The 12917-nt window shown below is 64.8% G+C and carries 14 protein-coding genes; 11 read left to right on the top strand and 3 right to left on the bottom strand.

The annotated features are described in order from the left end of the window. The first annotated feature begins 36 nt into the window (after positions 1 to 36). Together ACFPU0_RS11155 and ACFPU0_RS11150 are read left to right on the top strand one after the other, a co-directional pair. Positions 37 to 1113, top strand: a complete 1077-nt coding sequence (locus ACFPU0_RS11155; protein WP_377693042.1) for an aminopeptidase — start codon at positions 37 to 39, stop codon at positions 1111 to 1113. Positions 1114 to 1171: 58 nt separating this feature from the next. Beyond that, the gene (locus tag ACFPU0_RS11150; RefSeq protein ID WP_377693041.1) at positions 1172 to 1405 is read left to right on the top strand and encodes a DUF1161 domain-containing protein; all 234 of its coding nucleotides are present in this window, start codon (positions 1172 to 1174) and stop codon (positions 1403 to 1405) included. Positions 1406 to 1531: 126 nt separating this feature from the next. Here ACFPU0_RS11150 and ACFPU0_RS11145 read toward each other — a convergent pair whose 3' ends face one another. After that, the gene (locus tag ACFPU0_RS11145; RefSeq protein ID WP_377693040.1) at positions 1532 to 2176 is read right to left on the bottom strand and encodes an HAD family hydrolase; all 645 of its coding nucleotides are present in this window, start codon (positions 2174 to 2176) and stop codon (positions 1532 to 1534) included. A 5-nt stretch (positions 2177 to 2181) separates the two neighbouring features. Further along, positions 2182 to 2736, bottom strand: a complete 555-nt coding sequence (locus ACFPU0_RS11140; protein WP_377693039.1) for a gamma carbonic anhydrase family protein — start codon at positions 2734 to 2736, stop codon at positions 2182 to 2184. A gap of 164 nt (positions 2737 to 2900) precedes the next feature. Here ACFPU0_RS11140 and ACFPU0_RS11135 point away from each other — a divergent pair, with 164 nt between their 5' ends. The 6 genes from ACFPU0_RS11135 (at position 2901) to ACFPU0_RS11110 (ending at position 8355) form a co-directional block, all read left to right on the top strand. After that, complete coding sequence (locus tag ACFPU0_RS11135) at positions 2901 to 3095, top strand: hypothetical protein (protein ID WP_377693038.1); 195 nt, start codon at positions 2901 to 2903, stop codon at positions 3093 to 3095. Between the two features lie 82 nt (positions 3096 to 3177). Beyond that, positions 3178 to 5226 carry an oligopeptidase A gene (gene prlC, locus ACFPU0_RS11130; RefSeq protein WP_377693037.1) on the top strand — a complete coding sequence of 683 codons (2049 nt, stop codon included), beginning with the start codon at positions 3178 to 3180 and terminating at the stop codon, positions 5224 to 5226. Next, complete coding sequence (locus tag ACFPU0_RS11125) at positions 5223 to 5489, top strand: YheV family putative zinc ribbon protein (RefSeq protein ID WP_377693036.1); 267 nt, start codon at positions 5223 to 5225, stop codon at positions 5487 to 5489. Before prlC ends, ACFPU0_RS11125 begins: the two co-directional genes overlap by 4 nt. A gap of 21 nt (positions 5490 to 5510) precedes the next feature. Continuing rightward, the gene (locus tag ACFPU0_RS11120) at positions 5511 to 6287 is read left to right on the top strand and encodes a DUF1835 domain-containing protein (protein ID WP_377693035.1); all 777 of its coding nucleotides are present in this window, start codon (positions 5511 to 5513) and stop codon (positions 6285 to 6287) included. Positions 6288 to 6477: 190 nt separating this feature from the next. Continuing rightward, the gene (locus tag ACFPU0_RS11115; protein WP_377693034.1) at positions 6478 to 7536 is read left to right on the top strand and encodes a PA0069 family radical SAM protein; all 1059 of its coding nucleotides are present in this window, start codon (positions 6478 to 6480) and stop codon (positions 7534 to 7536) included. A 111-nt stretch (positions 7537 to 7647) separates the two neighbouring features. Further along, the gene (locus tag ACFPU0_RS11110; protein WP_377693033.1) at positions 7648 to 8355 is read left to right on the top strand and encodes a carbonic anhydrase; all 708 of its coding nucleotides are present in this window, start codon (positions 7648 to 7650) and stop codon (positions 8353 to 8355) included. 108 nt (positions 8356 to 8463) lie between these two features. Here the strand turns inward: ACFPU0_RS11110 and ACFPU0_RS11105 are convergent, their stop codons facing one another. Then, positions 8464 to 9123, bottom strand: coding sequence for a hypothetical protein (locus ACFPU0_RS11105; protein ID WP_377693031.1), 660 nt, complete (start codon positions 9121 to 9123; stop codon positions 8464 to 8466). A 387-nt stretch (positions 9124 to 9510) separates the two neighbouring features. Here ACFPU0_RS11105 and coxB point away from each other — a divergent pair, with 387 nt between their 5' ends. From coxB to ACFPU0_RS11090, 3 genes are all read left to right on the top strand, one after another. Then, positions 9511 to 10638, top strand: coding sequence for a cytochrome c oxidase subunit II (gene coxB / locus ACFPU0_RS11100; protein WP_377693030.1), 1128 nt, complete (start codon positions 9511 to 9513; stop codon positions 10636 to 10638). 29 nt (positions 10639 to 10667) lie between these two features. Further along, positions 10668 to 12257, top strand: coding sequence for a cytochrome c oxidase subunit I (gene ctaD / locus ACFPU0_RS11095; RefSeq protein WP_377693029.1), 1590 nt, complete (start codon positions 10668 to 10670; stop codon positions 12255 to 12257). 99 nt (positions 12258 to 12356) lie between these two features. Further along, entirely contained in the window at positions 12357 to 12905 is a 549-nt protein-coding gene (locus ACFPU0_RS11090) for a cytochrome c oxidase assembly protein (RefSeq protein WP_377693028.1), read from the top strand. Positions 12906 to 12917: the final 12 nt, after the last annotated feature.

Below are 12917 nucleotides of genomic sequence, written 5' to 3'. Positions count from 1 at the left end.
TGGCAGTGAGCGGTTCCGATGCGCTAGTGTCGCGGCATGCCGACCACCCTTCTTGTCGAATTGCTTGACCGCGTCCGCCGCCTTTCGGTTCCCTTGTTGGGCGCCTGGCTGCTGAGCGGTTGTTCCAGCCTGGATTACTACGGCCAGCTGGCCCGCGGACAACTGGCGCTGCTGTATGCCCGCCAGCCGGTACAGAAGCTGATCGACGACCCCGAGCAGGCACCGGCGCTGCGCCAGCGACTGGCTCGCACCCAGGAGGCGAGGGCCTTCGCCAGCGCCAGGCTGGGACTTCCGGACAACGGCAGCTACCGGGTCTACGCCGACATCCAGCGGCCCTACGTGGTCTGGAACCTGTTCGCCACCCCCGAGTTTTCCCTGCAGCCGGAGACCCACTGTTTCCCCATCGCCGGTTGCGTCGCCTACCGTGGCTACTACCAACTCGGCAGGGCACGAGGCGCCGCGGCGCTGCTCCAGCAGCAGGGGCTGGACACCTGGGTCGGTGGCGTCGAGGCCTATTCCACCCTGGGCTGGTTCGATGACCCGCTGCTCAACACCATGCTGCGCTGGGACGACGACCGCCTCGCCGCGCTGATCTTCCACGAACTGGCTCACCAGCGCCTCTACGTGCCGGGCGACACCGCCTTCAACGAGTCCTTCGCCACTTTCGTCGAGCGCGAGGGGCTGAGCCAGTGGCGCGCCAGCCGCGGCCTGGCATCGGGTGGCGATGCGGAGAGCGAGCGCCGCGACAGCCTGACCCGCCTGGTGCTGGATACCCGTGAGCGCCTGCAGCGTCTTTATGCCAGCGGCCTGCCTGTCGAGCTGATGCGTCGGGCCAAGGCCGAGGAGTTCGAGCGCCTGCGCCGCGACTATCGCGCGTTGCGCGACCGCGACTGGGGGGGCTTCAACCGGTACGACGCCTGGGTGGAGGGGCCCATGAACAACGCCAAGCTGCTGCCTTTCGGCCTCTACGACCAGTGGGTGCCGGCCTTTTCCGCGTTGTTCCACGCGGCCGGCGGGAGTTGGCCGGCCTTCTATCGGCGAGCAAGCGAGTTGGGCGAACTGCCTCAGGAAGCGCGTACGCGGGCACTGGAAAGCCTGATGGCGAACCGCTAGAACTTGCCTGGCTGGCCGTCAGTCCAACGGCCAGGAAATCCAGGAAATGGAGTAGGCGATGAAGAGAATTGCTGTAGTCCTGATGTTGGGCGCGCTGGCGGGAACCGCCTTGGCGGAACCCAAGCCCTGCGAGGAGCTGAAGCAGGAGATCGAGGTGAAGATCCAGGCCGCCGGGGTGACCAGCTACACCCTGGAAATCGTGCCGAATGACGAAGTGAAGGACCAGAACATGGTGGTCGGCTCCTGCGAGAACGGCACCAAGAAGATCATCTACCAGCGCAATGACGATTGATTGGGGGCGGCACAGACCTTGTAGGGGCGAATTCATTCGCCAAGCAGGCCGAAGGCTTGCCCCACAGATTCTGAAGGGGGCGCGGTGCGCCCCTTGGCGAATGAGTTCGCCCCTACGTCCAGAGGCCTAACCAAACGCCCTGCTCAGCTCATCCAGACTGGCGAAGTAATAGGCTGGCGCCTCCCCCAGCAGTTCTTCGCGGCTGCCGAACCCATAGCCCACCCCCGCCCCGTGCAGGCCATTGCGGCGGGCGCCGATCAGGTCGTGCTTGCGGTCGCCGATCATCAGGGTGTCGACGCGGTCCAGGCCTTCCTCTTCCAGCAAATGGGCGATCAGTTCCACCTTGTTGGTGCGGGTACCGTCCAGCTCGCTGCCGTAGATGTGCCTGAAGTGCCGGTCGAAGCCGAAGTGGCGGGCGATCTCGCGGGCGAAGACCGTCGGCTTGCTGGTGGCGATATAGAGCGTGCGGCCCTGCTCGCCGAGACGGCCGAGCAGCGCGTCGATGCCATCGAACACGCGGTTCTCGTACAACCCGGTGACCTTGAAGCGGTCGCGATAGTGGTTCACCGCTGCCCAGGCGCGTTCCTCGCTGAGCTCGTAGGTCTGCATGAAGCACTGCAGCAGCGGCGGGCCGATGAAGTGCTCCAGGTTCGCCAGGTCCGGCTCGTGGATGTCCAGTTTGGCCAGCGCGTACTGTACCGAACGGGTGATGCCTTCGCGCGGGTCGGTGAGGGTGCCGTCGAGGTCGAAGAGGATGTTCCGGTAATGCATGCCGCTTACTCGCTCCATTCGTCGTAGCCTTCGGCGATATGCAGGTCCTTCAGCTTCACGTAGTTGGCCGCGCTGTAGGTGAAGAAGGCTTTTTCCTTGTCGGTGAGCGCCCGGGCCTGCTTCACCGGGCTGCCGACGTAGAGGTAGCCGCTTTCCAGGCGCTTGCCCGGCGGCACCAGGCTGCCGGCGCCGAGGACCACTTCGTCCTCGATCACCGCGCCGTCCATGATGATGCTGCCCATGCCGATCAGCACCCGGCTGCCCACCTTGCAACCGTGCAGCAGGGCCTTGTGGCCGATGGTCACGTCGTTGCCGATTTCCAGCGGGTAGCCGTCCGGGTTGAAGGGGCCGGCGTGGGTGATGTGCAGCACGCTGCCGTCCTGCACGCTGGTGCGCGCGCCGATGCGGATGCGGTGCATGTCGCCGCGGATGGTCACCAGGGGCCAGACCGAGCTGTCCTCGCCCAGTTGCACGTCGCCGATGACCACGGCGGAGGCGTCGACGAAGACCCGTTCGCCGAGCTGCGGGGTGATGCCCTGGTAGGTTCTGATCGGGTTCATAGAATTTCCTGAGGCTGCGTCAGGCGGCGATTGTAATTAAGATGGCGGCCATCGGCCCGGATAAACCTCGCGCGGCGACGGTTGCCCTGGTCTGCACCCCCTTTTCGGCAAGAGTGTCAAAAATCTGGCATAATGGCCGGCCGCCTCTGGAAAAGGAGAGTGTTATGTCAACCTTGCGTATCAGATCTTCTGTGCGAAAGACCCAGCCTGAAGCGGCGCTGGAAACCCGCGAATCCCTCGCGGCCCACGTTGCCGCCTACCTGCGTCGTGGTGGCGAGATTCAGAAGATCGCCAAGGGTGTCAGCGGTCTGCCAAAGAACGGTGCCTGGTCCATGTCCAGGACCAGAAGAAGAAAATGATTCCGGAGGGGGCCTTGCGCCCCCTCTATCTTTTTTACTTTATTGCTCCATCAACACCATCCAGACGCAACAGGTGAATGCCGTGAGTTCCAGCAATCCCCTCCTGCAGTATTTCGATCTGCCGCCCTACTCCTCCATCAAGCCGGAACATGTCGAGCCGGCCGTGGACCAGATACTCGCCGATAACCGCGCCGCCATTGCCGAACTGCTCGAGCGCCAGGACGGCACGCCGACCTGGGCGGGCCTGGTGCTGGCGCTGGATGAGCTGGGCGAGCGCCTGGGCCGCGCCTGGAGTCCGGTGAGCCACCTGAACGCCGTGTGCAACAACGCCGAACTGCGCAACGCCTATGAGGCCTGCCTGCCCAGGTTGTCCGAGTACTGGACCGAGATCGGCCAGAACCGCGGCCTGTTCCAGGCCTATGAGGCCCTGGCCGAGAGTCCCGAGTCCGCCGGATTCGATGTGGCGCAGAAGACCATACTCGACCACGCCCTGCGCGACTTCCGCCTGTCCGGTATCGACCTGCCGGCCGACAAGCAGCAGCGCTACGGCGAAATCCAGATGAAGCTCTCCGAGCTGGGCAGCTGCTTCTCCAACCAGCTGCTGGACGCCACCCAGGCCTGGACCAAGCAGGTCCACGACGAGGCCGCCCTCGCCGGCCTCACCGATTCGGCCAAGGCGCAGATGAAGCAGGCCGCCGAGGCCAAGGATCTGGACGGCTGGCTGATCACCCTGGAATTCCCCAGCTACTACGCGGTGATGACCTACGCCGACGACCGCACCCTGCGCGAGGAGGTCTACACCGCCTACAGCACCCGCGCCTCCGACCAGGGCCCCAACGCCGGGCAGAACGACAACGGCCCGGTGATGGCGGAAATCCTCGACCTGCGCCGGGAGCTGGCCCACCTGCTGGGCTTCGAGCATTTCTCCGACCTGAGCCTGGCCACCAAGATGGCGGAGTCCACGCCGCAGGTGCTCGGATTCCTGCGTGACCTGGCCAAGCGCAGCAAGCCCTTCGCCGCCAAGGACCTGGAAGAGCTCAGGGCCTTCGCCGCCGAGCGGGGCGTCGCCGACCTCAAGAGCTGGGACGTGGGCTACTTCAGCGAGAAGCTGCGCGAGCAGCGCTACAGCATTTCCCAGGAAACCCTGCGCGCCTACTTCCCCGTCGACAAGGTTCTGTCGGGCCTGTTCGCCATCGTGCAGAAGCTCTACGGCATCGAGATCAGCGAGCTGTCGGACTTCGACACCTGGCACCCGGATGTGCGCCTGTTCGAAATCAGCGAGAACGGCCAGCACGTCGGCCGCTTCTTCTTCGACCTTTACGCCCGCGCCAACAAGCGCGGCGGCGCCTGGATGGACGGCGCCCGCGACAAGCGCCGCAACGCCAGCGGCGAGCTGGTCAGCCCGGTGGCCAACCTGGTGTGCAACTTCACGCCGGCAGTGGGCGACAAGCCGGCCCTGCTGACCCACGACGAAGTCACCACCCTGTTCCACGAATTCGGCCACGGCCTGCATCACCTGCTGACCCGCGTCGAGCACGCGGGCGCTTCCGGCATCAACGGCGTGGCCTGGGATGCGGTGGAGCTGCCCAGCCAGTTCATGGAGAACTGGTGCTGGGAGCCCGAGGGCCTGGCGCTGATCTCCGGCCACTACCAGAGCGGCGAGCCCCTGCCCCAGGATCTGTTGCACAAGATGCTGGCGGCGAAGAACTTCCAGTCCGGCCTGATGATGGTGCGCCAGCTGGAGTTCTCCCTGTTCGACTTCGAGCTGCACGCCACCCACGGTGACGGCCGCAGCGTGCTGGAGGTACTGGAGGCGATCCGCGACGAGGTGGCGGTGATGCGTCCGCCGGCCTTCAACCGCTTCGCCAACAGCTTCGCCCACATCTTCGCCGGCGGTTACGCGGCCGGTTACTACAGCTACAAGTGGGCCGAAGTGCTGTCCGCCGACGCCTTCTCCCGCTTCGAGGAGGAAGGCGTGCTCAACCCGGCCACCGGCCGCGCCTTCCGCGAGGCCATCCTGGCCCGTGGCGGCTCCCAGGAACCCATGGTGCTGTTCGTCGACTTCCGCGGTCGCGAACCTTCCATCGACGCCCTGCTGCGCCACAGTGGCCTGTCGGAGGATGCGGCATGACAACGACCAAGAAGCGCTTCATCGCCGGGGCGGTCTGCCCGGCGTGCAGCGAGATGGACAAGATCCAGATGTGGGAGGAAGACGGCGTGCCGCACCGCGAGTGCGTGGCCTGCGGCTATGCCGACACCCTCAACGCCCAGGGCCTGTCGGTGCCGAAGGAACTGGGTACGCGGGTCAACCAGGTGAAGCCCAAGCCGGCCGATCCCAAGGTGCAGGGGGTGCAGTTCTTCCCCAATCCCAAGCTGAAGAAACCCACCGAATGAAGCGAATGCCAGGGAGGGCATATGTGGCATCTGGTCTGTGGTGATGCGGCGGTCGAAGGCGTTACCCGCGTCATAGGTGATGCCGGCGCTCGAGCCGGATTGCGCGTCCTGCGCGATGACCTGGCGGTGGGACCGCTGGCGGATGTCGAGCAGCCGCCCTGTGCCGGGCGCGCGCAGTTCTGGCTGGACGTCTGGCCGCACACGGTGACGCCGCGGCCGGACTTCGCTGCCGGGCTGAGCGCCGATGCCATCTGGCTCGCCCAGTTGGCGAGCCAGACGCAGCCGGCCACCGTCTGGCATGGCGACAGCTGTTCCGAACAGTTGCTCCTGGCCCGTGTGGCCGCCGCCCTGGAGGGCAGCGAGTTGCCGCTCTGGGAGGTGCCTTGCGGCACCGGTGACAGCAGCGTTCAGGAACGCCGTGCGGTGGGCATGATCGAGCCCGGGGTGCTGGCTGCGTATTTCGTCCCGCAGCGGGTCGGAGCCGAGCGCAAGGCGCAGCTGGCCACCCAGTGGCGAGCCGCCGTGGCCGCCAATGCCGATATCCGCCGCTGGCGCGATGGGGATTTTCAATCCGACGATCACGCCGAGGTGGATGCCATCCTCCTTGCCGCCTGCACGCCGGACTGGCAACCGCTGGCACGGGTGATGGCGGAGCTGATGGGACGGAGCGACGGCTTCTTCGTCACCGATTTCTTCGCCTTCTGGCGTGCACGGGAACTGGCCGCCCAGGGCCGTATCGAACTGGCCGGTACGGCCGGACAGCATGGCTACGGCGGGCTGACGGTCCGCGCCATCTGAACATTCCGTAGGTTGGTGCTGAGCGCAGCGAAGCCCAATGTTCACGGCGAGACCTTGCACTGTCGGGCCGCCTTCTCTTGTGGGAGCGAAGCTGGCCGGGGCCGGGTTTCGCCGCTCGGCAGAAACAGGCTTGGCGTGGAAAAGCGCTGCATATACTGTATTTATATACAGTTAATGTGGAGCCTTCCCCATGCCTGCGCCCCTCCCGCCCCGTGGCCGTGGTACGGCCAGCAATCCCTTCAACCGCTATGCGCCGACCACTTCGGTGGCCATGGACGATGGCTGGTTCCAGGAGGTCCCGCCCAGCCGCGCCACCGAGGTGCGGCTGGAAACCGCGAAAAGCATCATCACCCGCAACCAGTCGCCGGACCTGCCCTTCGACCGCTCGGTGAACCCCTATCGCGGCTGTGAGCATGGATGCATCTACTGCTACGCGCGGCCCAGCCATGCCTACTGGGACATGTCGCCAGGGCTGGATTTCGAGACCCGGCTGATCGCCAAGACCAACGCCGTGGCCCTGCTCGAACAGCAGCTGTCGAAACCCGGCTACCAGTGCGCGCCGATCAACCTGGGCTCCAACACCGACCCCTACCAGCCCATCGAGCGCGAACACCGCCTGACCCGGCAGACCCTGGAAGTGCTGCTGCGCTACCGTCATCCGCTGACCATAGTCACCAAGGGCTCGCTGGTGCTGCGCGACCTCGACCTGCTCACCGAGCTGGCGGAACAGAACCTGGTGGCGGTGATGATCAGCCTGACCACGCTGGACGATGAGCTCAAGCGCATCCTCGAGCCCCGTGCCGCCGCACCCTCGGCGCGCCTGCGGGCCATCCGCGTGCTGCACGAGAACCGCATTCCGGTGGGCGTGCTCTGTTCGCCGATGATCCCGATGATCAACGACATGGAACTGGAAAGCCTGCTGGAAGCGGCCCGAGACGCCGGGGCGCGGCAGGCCTCCTACATGCTGCTGCGGTTGCCGCGGGAAGTGGGGCCCCTGTTCGAGGAATGGCTGCAGGCCCACTACCCACAGCGTGCCACTCACGTGATGAGCATCATCCGTCAGTGTCGGGGCGGGGAAATCTACGACAGCCGTTTCGGCCACCGTTTCAAGGGCCAGGGACCTTTCGCCGAGCTGCTCGCCCGGCGTTTCGCCGTGGCCGTTCGCAGGCTGGGGCTCAACCAGCGGCGTGGCTACGACCTGGACTGCTCGCGCTTCTGCCCGCCAGGAGGACAGATGGCGTTACTTTAAGTTGTGACTTGTTGGCCTGTAACAACAGTCCTGTAGGAATTCAAATGCCGGAAACCAGTGGACAGTTGGCGGCATAACAGACAATTCCTACGATGACCCGAGGTTGGCAGCATGAGCAACGAGCACGACAAGCAGCGTGGTGAAAGTGCGGAAGAAGCCCTGCGGAACATAATCGAGGGCTTCCAGCGATTTCGCGACGAGGTCTTCCCGCAGCAGGAAGCGCTGTTCAAGAAGCTCGCCCACGAGCAGAAGCCCCGCGCCATGTTCATCACCTGCGCCGACTCGCGGATCGTTCCCGAACTGATCACCCAGAGCTCCCCCGGCGATCTCTTCGTCACCCGCAACGTCGGCAACGTGGTGCCGCCCTACGGTCAGATGAACGGCGGCGTCTCCACCGCCATCGAGTTCGCGGTGATGGCCCTCGGCGTGCATCACATCATCATCTGCGGTCACTCCGACTGCGGCGCGATGAAGGCGGTGATGGACCCCCAGACCCTGGAGCGCATGCCCACCGTGAAAGCCTGGCTGCGCCACGCCGAGGTGGCCAAGGTGGTGGTGCAGGAGAACTGCGCCTGCGCCAGCCACGATCCCCTGGAAGTGCTGACCGAGGAGAACGTGGTGGCCCAGCTCGACCACCTGCGCACCCATCCGTCCGTGGCGGCGCGCCTGGCCAGCGGCCAGTTGTTCATCCACGGCTGGGTCTATGACATCGAGACCTCGGTGATCAAGGCCTATGACGCCGAGCTGGGCCGCTTCCGTGTCATCGGCGACGGTCCGCTGCCCATGGCCACGCCACGGCCCCGGTACCAGAACGACTGAGGAAAGGGGCGAGCATTACCTTTGTGGGGGCGAATGAATTCGCCCCCACAAGGATCTCTCCGCAGCCGCAGGAGCGTTCCGGTGCGCGCAGCGCACCTTACCCGGATTTCAGCCCGCCGCGCGCTGGCCCTGGTTCAGCTGCAGTTCCACGCCCAGCTGCCGGGACATGCAGGGCCAGCGCTTCCAGGCTTCCTCGACCTTGGGGTCGTGCAGCTGCTGGCGATAGGCCTGGGCCGAAGGCAGGCTGAACACCTCCTCGTCCAGCAGGCCGTCCACGGCATGGTGTACGGCTTCGTCCAGCTGGTTGGCGAAGGGCTCGCCGATCAGCTGGTGGGCGATCAGGTTGGCCACCGTGGTATCCAGCGGGATCAGCGGTTGGCCGAAATGCACGATGTAGCGGTCGTTGACTTCCTCCACCAGGCGATGGGCCAGGTAGGCTTCGTCGAGCAGGCCTTCCAGGCCGTTATGGCCGGCCATGAGGGCTGGCGGCTGCAGGAAGAACTGTTCGGCCACCTTCAGTACCGGTTTGATGCGTGACTCGATGCCGGCTTCGCGGGCGACGTTGGCGGCGGCATCCAGCACGTCCGGGACCTGTTCCACGTAGGCGGCGATGAAGCGGGCTAGCACGCCCTGGGCATCCTCTGCCGGCAGGCGAATGGCGGGGTGCAGGCTGGCGACCTGGGTTTCCAGTATCCGGGTCAGTTGGGCGGAGGCGGCTTCGTGCTGGAGGGCGCGCTGGATGAGCTCGCGCAGTGCTGCGGTGTTCATGACTGCTCCTGGAAAGGACATGGCGGTTGCTGGGTGAATACGGAGGTGAAGAAGAGACCTTAGCTCGCCTTTGAAGACTGCTAAGACCGGATTGTCATAATTGCGAAGCAGTTATTCGGGCACGCTATAAAAGCACTTTGCCACCTACTTGCAGCCCATGCCAGCCGTGGCGTTTAGGACAAGGCTTGCGCGCCTTCAGCCATTTTTTCGGTCGCGTTGCGCGCCTGAAGTCCCTGTCTATACTCCGACTCGAAAGGCATTACCTGATGGAACCCGACTGTGCACCTGCGTGCCGAGGTCGGCGGTCCGAGTATGGTGGTCCGGACAGCCGTCCCCAAGCCGTTGGCCCAGCCGGCGGGATAACAAGAACGAGAAGGGGAACCCGCAATGATGCGACATCCACGAGTCTGGATGGGACTCCTGCTGTGGTCTGTTCTCAGCCAGGCGGAGGCCGCCTGGACGGTCAACATGGCGCCCGGGGCAACCGAGGTCAGCCGCACCGTTTTCGATCTGCACATGACCATCTTCTGGATCTGCGTCGTCATCGGCGTACTGGTCTTCGGTGCCATGTTCTGGTCGATGATCATCCACCGCCGTTCCACCGGCCAGCAGCCGGCGCATTTCCACGAGAGCACCACCGTGGAAATCCTCTGGACCGTCGTGCCCTTCGTCATCCTCGTGCTGATGGCGGTGCCGGCGACCAGGACCCTGATCGACATCTACGACACGTCCGAGTCCGGACTGGATGTGCAGATCACCGGCTACCAGTGGAAATGGCACTACAAGTACCTGGGCCAGGACGTGGAGTTCTTCAGCAACCTGGCCACGCCCGCCGAGCAGATCCATAACCAGGCGCCCAAGGACGAGCACTACCTGCTGGAGGTCGACGAGCCGCTGGTGGTCCCGGTGGGCACCAAGGTGCGCTTCCTGATTACCGCCGCCGACGTGATCCACTCCTGGTGGGTGCCGGCCCTGGCGGTGAAGAAGGATGCCATCCCCGGCTTCGTCAACGAGTCCTGGACCCGTATCGAGAAGCCCGGCATCTACCGTGGCCAGTGCACCGAGCTGTGCGGCAAGGACCACGGCTTCATGCCCATAGTGGTCGAGGCCAAGTCCAAGGAGGACTTCGCCAAGTGGCTGGCCGCACGCAAGGAAGAGACGGCCAAGCTCAAGGAGCTGACCGACAAGGAATGGACCCTGGAGGAGCTGGTGGAGCGGGGCGACAAGGTCTACCACACCACCTGCTCGGCCTGTCACCAGCCTGAAGGCCAGGGCATGCCGCCCATGTTCCCGGCACTCAAGGGCTCGAAGATCGCCACCGGTCCCAAGGCCGATCACCTGAACATCGTCTTCCACGGCAAGCAGGGCACTGCCATGGCCGCTTTCGGCAAGCAGCTGTCCGAAGTCGATATCGCCGCCGTCATTACCTACGAGCGCAACGCCTGGGGCAACAACACGGGCGACATGGTGACTCCGAAGGAAGTGCTGGCCCTGAAACAGGCGGAAAGCCAATGAAGAAGACACCGGCCTATATGGAGACTGACATGAGTGCAGTGATCGATCACGATCATGCCGGGCATGATCACCACCACGGTCCGGCAAAGGGCCTGATGCGCTGGGTGCTGACCACCAACCACAAGGACATCGGCACCATGTACCTGTGGTTCAGCTTCGCCATGTTCCTGCTGGGCGGGTCCATGGCCATGGTGATCCGCGCCGAGCTGTTCCAGCCCGGCCTGCAGATCGTGCAGCCCGAGTTCTTCAACCAGATGACCACCATGCATGGCCTGATCATGGTGTTCGGCGCCGTGATGCCGGCCTTCGTCGGCCTGGCGAACTGGATGATCCCGCTGATGGTCGGCGCGCCGGACATGGCGCTGCCACGGATGAACAACTTCAGCTTCTGGCTGCTGCCGGCGGCCTTCGGCCTGCTGGTCAGCACCCTGTTCAGCGCCGGCGGCGGGCCGAACTTCGGCTGGACCTTCTACGCGCCGCTATCGACCACCTACGCGCCGGAGAGCGTCACCTACTTCATCTTCGCCATCCACCTGATGGGCATCAGCTCGATCATGGGCGCGATCAACGTGATCGCCACCATCCTCAACCTGCGCGCCCCGGGCATGACCCTGATGAAGATGCCGCTGTTCGTCTGGACCTGGCTGATCACCGCCTTCCTGCTGATCGCGGTGATGCCGGTGCTGGCCGGTTGCGTGACCATGATGCTGATGGACATCCACTTCGGCACCAGCTTCTTCAGTGCCGGCGGCGGCGGCGACCCGGTGCTGTTCCAGCACGTGTTCTGGTTCTTCGGCCACCCCGAGGTGTACATCATGATCCTGCCGGCCTTCGGCGCGGTCAGCTCGATCATCCCGGCCTTCTCGCGCAAGCCGCTGTTCGGCTACACCTCGATGGTCTACGCCACCGCGTCCATCGCCTTCCTGTCGTTCATCGTCTGGGCGCACCACATGTTCACCGTGGGCATCCCGCTGACCGGCGAGCTGTTCTTCATGTTCGCCACCATGCTGATCGCCGTGCCCACCGGAGTGAAGGTGTTCAACTGGGTGACCACCATGTGGGAGGGTTCGCTGACCTTCGAGACGCCCATGCTGTTCGCCGTGGCCTTCGTCATCCTCTTCACCATCGGCGGTTTCTCCGGGCTGATGCTGGCGATCGCCCCGGCGGACTTCCAGTACCACGACACCTACTTCGTGGTAGCGCACTTTCACTACGTGCTGGTGCCCGGCGCCATCTTCGGCATCTTCGCCTCGGCCTACTACTGGTTGCCGAAGTGGACCGGCCACATGTACGACGAGACCCTCGGCAAGCTGCATTTCTGGATGAGCTTCGTCGGCATGAACATGGCCTTCTTCCCCATGCACTTCGTGGGGCTGGCGGGCATGCCGCGGCGGATTCCGGACTACAACCTGCAGTTCGCCGACTTCAACATGATCTCGTCCATCGGTGCCTTCAGCTTCGGCGCCACCCAGTTCCTCTTCCTGTTCATCGTCATCAAGTGCATCCGCGGCGGCAAGAAAGCCCCGGCCAAGCCCTGGGACGGTGCCGAGGGCCTGGAGTGGACGGTACCGTCGCCGGCGCCCTACCACACCTTCACCACGCCGCCGGAGGTGAAATGAAAAGCGGAAGAGCCGCTGGAGGCTCGAGGCTGAACGAGGTGGCCGATCACGCTATTTCGTTCAGCCTTCAGCCTCCGGCCTTCAGCGAGGATTGCCGCCATGGCTGAAGTGCCGGTACGCCGCCTGGTCGGCCGCCTGCTGTTGCTGGTGGTGGCGATGTTCGGCTTCGGCTTCGCCCTGGTGCCGATCTACGACGTGATGTGCCAGGCCTTCGGCATCAACGGCAAGACCGCGGGAGGGGCCTATGAAGGAGCCCAGCGCGAAGACCGGCAGCGCCAGGTGCGGGTGCAGTTCCTCGCCACCAACGCGGCGGGGATGAGCTGGGAGTTCCGCCCCAGGGCCGATGACCTGGTGGTGCATCCCGGGGCCAGCAACGAGATGCTGTTCGTCGCCTACAACCCCACGGACAAGCCGATGACCGCCCAGGCCATTCCCAGCGTGGCGCCGTCCAAGGCGGCGGCCTTCTTCCACAAGACCGAGTGCTTCTGCTTCACCCAGCAGGTCCTGCAGCCCGGCGAGCGCATCGAGATGCCGGTGCGCTTCATCGTCGACCGCGACCTGCCGGCCGACGTGCATCACCTGACCCTCGCTTACACGCTGTTCGATATCACCGCCCGCAAGCCACCAGTCGCCAGGAACGACGGCTGACGGGCCGATAAG

The sequence above is a fragment of the Pseudomonas sp. GCM10022186 genome, from assembly GCF_042656385.1.
Classification (GTDB): Bacteria; Pseudomonadota; Gammaproteobacteria; order Pseudomonadales; family Pseudomonadaceae; genus Metapseudomonas.
This window is presented reverse-complemented; position numbering and strand designations above follow the sequence as displayed.

What these genes read in the sequence shown, in the direction of transcription:
- ACFPU0_RS11120 (WP_377693035.1), top strand. Translation starts at nt 5,511, where the DNA reads ATGTGGCATCTGGTCTGTGGTGATGCGGCGGTCGAAGGCGTTACCCGC.
- ACFPU0_RS11140 (WP_377693039.1), bottom strand. Translation starts at nt 2,736, where the DNA reads ATGAACCCGATCAGAACCTACCAGGGCATCACCCCGCAGCTCGGCGAA.
- ACFPU0_RS11105 (WP_377693031.1), bottom strand. Translation starts at nt 9,123, where the DNA reads ATGAACACCGCAGCACTGCGCGAGCTCATCCAGCGCGCCCTCCAGCAC.
- coxB (WP_377693030.1), top strand. Translation starts at nt 9,511, where the DNA reads ATGATGCGACATCCACGAGTCTGGATGGGACTCCTGCTGTGGTCTGTT.
- ctaD (WP_377693029.1), top strand. Translation starts at nt 10,668, where the DNA reads ATGAGTGCAGTGATCGATCACGATCATGCCGGGCATGATCACCACCAC.
- ACFPU0_RS11150 (WP_377693041.1), top strand. Translation starts at nt 1,172, where the DNA reads ATGAAGAGAATTGCTGTAGTCCTGATGTTGGGCGCGCTGGCGGGAACC.
- ACFPU0_RS11110 (WP_377693033.1), top strand. Translation starts at nt 7,648, where the DNA reads ATGAGCAACGAGCACGACAAGCAGCGTGGTGAAAGTGCGGAAGAAGCC.
- ACFPU0_RS11090 (WP_377693028.1), top strand. Translation starts at nt 12,357, where the DNA reads ATGGCTGAAGTGCCGGTACGCCGCCTGGTCGGCCGCCTGCTGTTGCTG.
- ACFPU0_RS11125 (WP_377693036.1), top strand. Translation starts at nt 5,223, where the DNA reads ATGACAACGACCAAGAAGCGCTTCATCGCCGGGGCGGTCTGCCCGGCG.
- ACFPU0_RS11145 (WP_377693040.1), bottom strand. Translation starts at nt 2,176, where the DNA reads ATGCATTACCGGAACATCCTCTTCGACCTCGACGGCACCCTCACCGAC.
- ACFPU0_RS11135 (WP_377693038.1), top strand. Translation starts at nt 2,901, where the DNA reads ATGTCAACCTTGCGTATCAGATCTTCTGTGCGAAAGACCCAGCCTGAA.
- ACFPU0_RS11115 (WP_377693034.1), top strand. Translation starts at nt 6,478, where the DNA reads ATGCCTGCGCCCCTCCCGCCCCGTGGCCGTGGTACGGCCAGCAATCCC.
- ACFPU0_RS11155 (WP_377693042.1), top strand. Translation starts at nt 37, where the DNA reads ATGCCGACCACCCTTCTTGTCGAATTGCTTGACCGCGTCCGCCGCCTT.